The organism is Falsiroseomonas sp. RANM36, from assembly GCF_056682175.1.
In genome coordinates this window covers 262,371-267,595 of record NZ_JBWXTD010000007.1, presented here as the reverse complement: position 1 = coordinate 267,595, position 5,225 = coordinate 262,371, and the positions used below count along the sequence as shown (strand labels likewise).

Genomic DNA, 5,225 nt, shown 5'->3' with positions numbered 1-5,225 from the left:
CTTCCGATCGACTGCTTCCAGTCGATCGGAAGGTCGTGCTCTAGGCCTCCACCAGGTCCACGCTCACGTCCAGCGTCTGCTTGCCACCGCCGAGCAGGATGCCCTGGACCGGGCTGACATCGGCGAAGTCGCGGCCCCAGCCGAGCAGCACATGCTCGTCCTGCACGACGAGGTCGTTGGTGGGATCGAGGTCCACCCAGCCATGCTCGGGGCCGAGCCAGCAGCCCACCCAGGCATGGCTCTGGTCCGCACCCTGCCGGCGCTTCTGGCCGGGCGGCGGGCGGGTGCGGACATAGCCGGAGCAGTAGCGCGCCGGCAGGCCGAGCGCGCGCAGCCCGGCGATCATGACATGCGAAAAATCCTGGCAGACGCCGGCGCGGAGCGCGAGCACCTGCGCGACCGGCGTCGAGATCGTCGTCACGCCGGGGCGGAAGGCGAAGTCGCGCTTGATGCGCGCGGTGAGGTCGAGCAGCCCCGCCAGCACCGGGCGCCCCGGCGGGAAGCTCTGCGCGGCATAGGCGCCGGCGCCGGCATCGGTCGGAACGAGCGCGCTCGGCAGCGCGAATTCCGCGGCGCGAAAACCCTCGGGCCGCGTCGCGGCGTCTCGCACCGCTTCCCAGGGGGGCGTCGTGGCGGCCGGCGGCGGCGGCGCGAAGCCGACATCCAGCACCGCCTCCAGCACGACCTCCAGCGAGTCATGCGGCGCCTCGATCGAGAGCCAGGAGACGCCATTGCCGAAATGGTCATGCCCCTCGGTGCGATAGGCCGGCGCCGGCGAGACCTCCAGCGCCATCGCCTCCACCACCTGGCCGGGCAGGCTGCGCGGCGTCAGGTGCAGCAGATGCGTCGCCAGGTCCACCGGCGCCGCGTAGCGGTAGAGCGTGGCATGGCGCAGCGCGTAGCGCGTGCGCGTGGCGGCGAGGCTCACGCGCCGGCCTCCGGCTCGTCCTCGCCGAGCACCCGCGCGCGCACATGCGAGACATAGCGCCGCGCGACGGCATCGGAGAGGGCGCCGATCTCGTCCTCCAGCGCGAACAGCGCATCCGGCAGCCCCGCCGCGGCGGCGTTGCGGTCGGCGGAGAGCAGCACCTCGTCCACCAGCGCCTGCGGCCGCGCGGCGAGCGCGGCGGCGGTGGCGGCCAGGCGATCCTCCGCCCCGCCGATCTCCTCCAGCCGCTCCGCCACGGCCTTGAGCTGGAAGCCGAGCGCGCGCGGATTGCCCGGATCGGCGAGCACCAGGTCGAGCACCGGCGCAGGCTGCACCGTGCCGAGATAGCGCGCGCGATAGGTCAGCGCGGAATCGCAGAGCTCCAGCGCCAGGCGCAGCCCCGCCTCGATCCGCGCCGCCGGCTCGGACAGCGCATGGCCGACATTGCGCGCGGTGGCCTGGGCGCGCTCGATCCGGCGGCCGAGATCGAGGAACATCCAGGCACCGCCGCGCACCATGTTCTCCGCCGCGAGGCCCGAGAGGTTGGTGCAGGCGCGGATGATCGCCGTCGCCATCTCCGCCAGCGCGTCCAGGCTCGCGGCCTGGGTGAAGCGCGCGCCTTCCTGGCTGAGCTGCGCCAGCGTCGCCCACATCTCATGCGTCAGACGGTCGCGCACCGCGGCCTGCGGGCGCTCCACCGCTTCCAGCAGATGCGCCAGCGCCCCGCCCGGCCCGGCCGCGGCGACGAGGGCGCGCGGCAGGGCCGCGCCGTCGGGCGGGCTGGCGGCGGCATCCGCGCCGAGCACGCCGGCGGCGTGCAGGCAGCGGGCGAGCGCGCGCATCTCGGCCAGTTCCCGCGGCAGGGCGGCGCCGCGCAGCACGCGCATGAGCATCGCGCGCGTCAGCCGCGCGGCGGATTCCAGGCGTTCGAGGTAGCGGCCGAGCCAGTAGAGCTCGTCCGCGACGCGGCTCGGCAACTCGCCGGAGGAGCGGCGGATCGGCAGGCTGGTGGCGCGGGAGAGCGCCGGGCCGACGATGTCGGCGCTGTCCTCGGCCAGCACCCAGACATCCTTGGCCGCGCCGCGCCGCGTCGGCGGGCCGGCGATGCCCTCCTCGGCCGTGCCGGCGAGCACATGCGCAAGGCCGCCGGGCATGGTGCGCCAGGCGCCGGCGCCGTCGCAGACCAGGAACATGCGCAGCACCACCGGCGCCGGCGTTAGCCGCTCGCCCACCAGGCAGGGCGTGGCCGAGGGCGGCAGCGGGCGGGTGGCGGCATGGCGCCAGGGCTCCGCGGCGCCCGGCCCGGCGAAGGCCTCGAGCGCGCCGGGGCGGATGGGCCGGCCTGGATCGAAGGCCGAGCGCAGCCGCCAGGCCCCCGGCGCGGCCAGCACGCGCTCCCGCGCTGCCGCATCGCCAAGCCAGACCGTCTCCATCTGCGGCAGCAGCAGGTCTTCGGCCAGCAGCGCACGCGCGGCGGCGGGCAGGTAGGGGGCGAGCGCCGGCGCCTCCACGGCCATCGAGCCGGGGGCGTTGACCATGCGCACGGCGCCGTCGCGCAGCGCGCCCATCAGGCCCGGCACGCCGGCGCCATGCTGGAACTCCAGCGGGTCGCAGGCGTCGCCCTTCACGCGGCGGAGGATCACATCCACCCGCCTGAGCCCGCGCAGCGTCTTCAGGAAGACCTCGCCGCCGCGGACGGTGAGGTCGCCGGGCTCGACCAGCTCCAGCCCCAGCTCGCGCGACAGGAACAGGTGCTCGAGCCAGGTCTCCTGCCGGACGCCGGGCGTCAGGAGGGCGACGCGCGGATTGTCCACGCCCTCCGGCGCGAGCCCCTGCAGGGCGCCGAGCCAGGCGTCGAAGAAGGGCCGGAGCGCGCGCACCTGCATGGCGCGGAAGGCTTCCGGCAGGGCGCGGCCGAGCAGCGTGCGGTTCTCGGCGGCGAAGCCCACGCCGTTGGCGCCGCCGCAGCGATCGGCAAGCACATGCCAGCGCCCGTCCGGGCCGCGCAGCAGGTCGGCGCCGTAGAAGGCGAGGCGCGGAAAGGGCTTGCGCGCGGGCGCGCGGCAGGGACGGAGGAAATGCGGGTTGCTGAAGACCAGGCGCGCCGGCAGCGTGCCCTCGGCCAGCAGGCGCTGCGGGCCATACAGGTCGTCGAGCAGCGCCGCCAGCAGCCGCGCCCGCTGCGCCAGCCCGGCCTCCAGCCCGGCGAACTCACCCGCGGTGATCAGCAGCGGCACCGGGTCGCAGCGCCAGGGGCGGCGGGTGCGGCCGGCCTCGCCGTCCGACGCCGCGTCCAGCACCGTGGCCACGCTCTCCTCCTCGAAGGCCCGGTCGAGGCGGCGGGCGCGCTCGGCGAGCTGCGAGTAGCCGAGGGCGGAGAAGGCGCCGAGCAGCGGGCGCCAGCACGCACGGATGCGGCCCTGGCCGTCCACCATCTCATCGAGCTGGGGCGGGGCTGATGCCGCGGGCGCCGGGCTGTCGTTCAGGCGGTTCCTCTCCGGCGTGTGCATGGCGGCCGCGCTTCGGGCGGTCCCCTTGGTCTCAGGTCGGTCGCGCCCCCATCCCGCCTCGCTTCGCGCGGCCGGCGCCCCCGCGCGCCGACTCCGGCTCGCGCGAGGACTGTCACGTCACCCGACCGAACGCCGAAGATCAAGCGTGCGCGGATGCTGGCGCGAGGGGACGGCCCGCGGTTCCGGCATGGCGCCCGGCGTGTGGCCAAAGGGGAAGAAGCGGGCCATGCGGCGCGCCTCGGCCTCGTTCGCATTGACCGGGAAGGTCTGGTAGTTGCGCCCGCCCGGATGCGCCACGTGATGCGTGGCCCCGCCGAGGCTCCGGCCCGTCCAGCTGTCCCAGATGTCGAAGACGAGCGGCGACTGGGCGCGGATGGTGGGGTGCAGGGCCGAGACCGGGTCCCAGGCCTTGAAGCGCACGCCCGCGACATATTCGCCCGCGGTGCCGGTCGGCGCGAGGGGCACGGCGGCGCCGTTGCAGGCCAGCACGAAGCGCTCCGGCGTCCAGCCGGTGACCTTGGCCTGCAGCCGCTCGACGGAGCTGTCCACGTAGCGCGCGGTGCCGCCGGCCGTCGCTTCCTCGCCCAGCACATGCCAGGGTTCCAGCGCCGCGCGCAGCTCCAGCTGCATGTCGCGCACCGCGATGCTGCCGACCTGCGGGAAGCGGAACTCCAGATGCGGTGCGAACCAGGCGGGATCGAAGGCGAAGCCGAGGCCCCGAAGTTCGTCCAGTACGTCCCGAAAATCCTGCGCGACGTAATGCGGCAGCATGAAATCGTCCTGCAGCCGCGTGCCCCAATGGATCAGCCGGCGCTCATAGGGCTTCTCCCAGAAGCCGGCGACCAGGGCGCGCAGCAGAAGCTGCTGCACCAGCGACATGCGGGCATGCGGCGGCATCTCGAAGCCGCGCACCTCGACCAGGCCGCGCCGGCCGGACGGGCCGGAGGGGTCGTACATCTTGTCGATGCAGAACTCCGTCCGGTGCGTGTTGCCGGTCATGTCCACGAGCAGGTTGCGAAAGATCCTGTCGGTCAGCCAGGGCGGGGTGTCGCTGCCTTTCGGCGGCACCTGGGAGAACGCGGTCTCAAGCTCGTACACCGCATCGGTGCGCGCCTCGTCCACGCGGGGATGCTGGCTGGTCGGGCCGATGAACTGCCCGGCGAAGAGATAGGACAGGCTCGGATGGTTGTGCCAGAAGCCGACGAGCGACTTCAGCAGGTCGGGCCGGCGCAGGAAGGGGCTGTCAGCCGGCTCGGCGGCGCCGAGCACCATGTGGTTGCCGCCGCCGGTGCCGACATGCTTGCCGTCGAGCGCGAATTTCTCCGCCGCAAGCCCGACCTGGCGGGCTTCCTCGTAGAGTGTCGTGGTGCGCTCGGTCAGCTCGTCCCAGCGCGTGGCGGGGTGGATGTTGACCTCGATCACGCCGGGATCGGGCGTCACCGAGAAGTGCAGCAGCCGCGGGTCGGAGGGCGCGAGATAGCCCTCCAGGAACACCTTGCGGCCGGTCTCCTTCGCCGTCGCCTCGATGGCGGCGACGAGATCGAGCCAGTCCTCGGCCAGCGCCAAGGGCGGCAGGAAGACATGGATCATGCCGTTGCGCGGCTCGACGCAGAGGGCCGTGCGGACCACGCCGGGCTCCTCGCGGCCGGGCTCCGGCACGGGCTGCTCGGCGATGCGGGCGCGGGCGCGCGGATCCTCCCCGGGGCGGCCGGGCCGGCGCAGGGCGAGCGCGTCGCGACCGCCCTCCCCGTCGGCGAGGTCGGGGTGCAGGGGGCGGGCCGGGCGGG

General features: G+C 74.4%; 3 protein-coding genes. All 3 read right to left on the bottom strand.

All coding sequences use genetic code 11. The features are described from left to right. Positions 1–40: 40 nt before the first annotated feature. Complete coding sequence (locus AC1MIR_RS25420; protein WP_480030961.1) at positions 41–928, bottom strand: transglutaminase family protein; 888 nt, start codon at positions 926–928, stop codon at positions 41–43. Continuing rightward, complete coding sequence (locus AC1MIR_RS25415) at positions 925–3,438, bottom strand: circularly permuted type 2 ATP-grasp protein (protein ID WP_480030960.1); 2,514 nt, start codon at positions 3,436–3,438, stop codon at positions 925–927. Before AC1MIR_RS25415 ends, AC1MIR_RS25420 begins: the two co-directional genes overlap by 4 nt. Positions 3,439–3,555: 117 nt before the next feature. Then, the coding region (locus tag AC1MIR_RS25410) for a transglutaminase family protein (RefSeq protein WP_480030959.1) at positions 3,556–5,225 on the bottom strand (1,670 nt) is incomplete at its 5' end.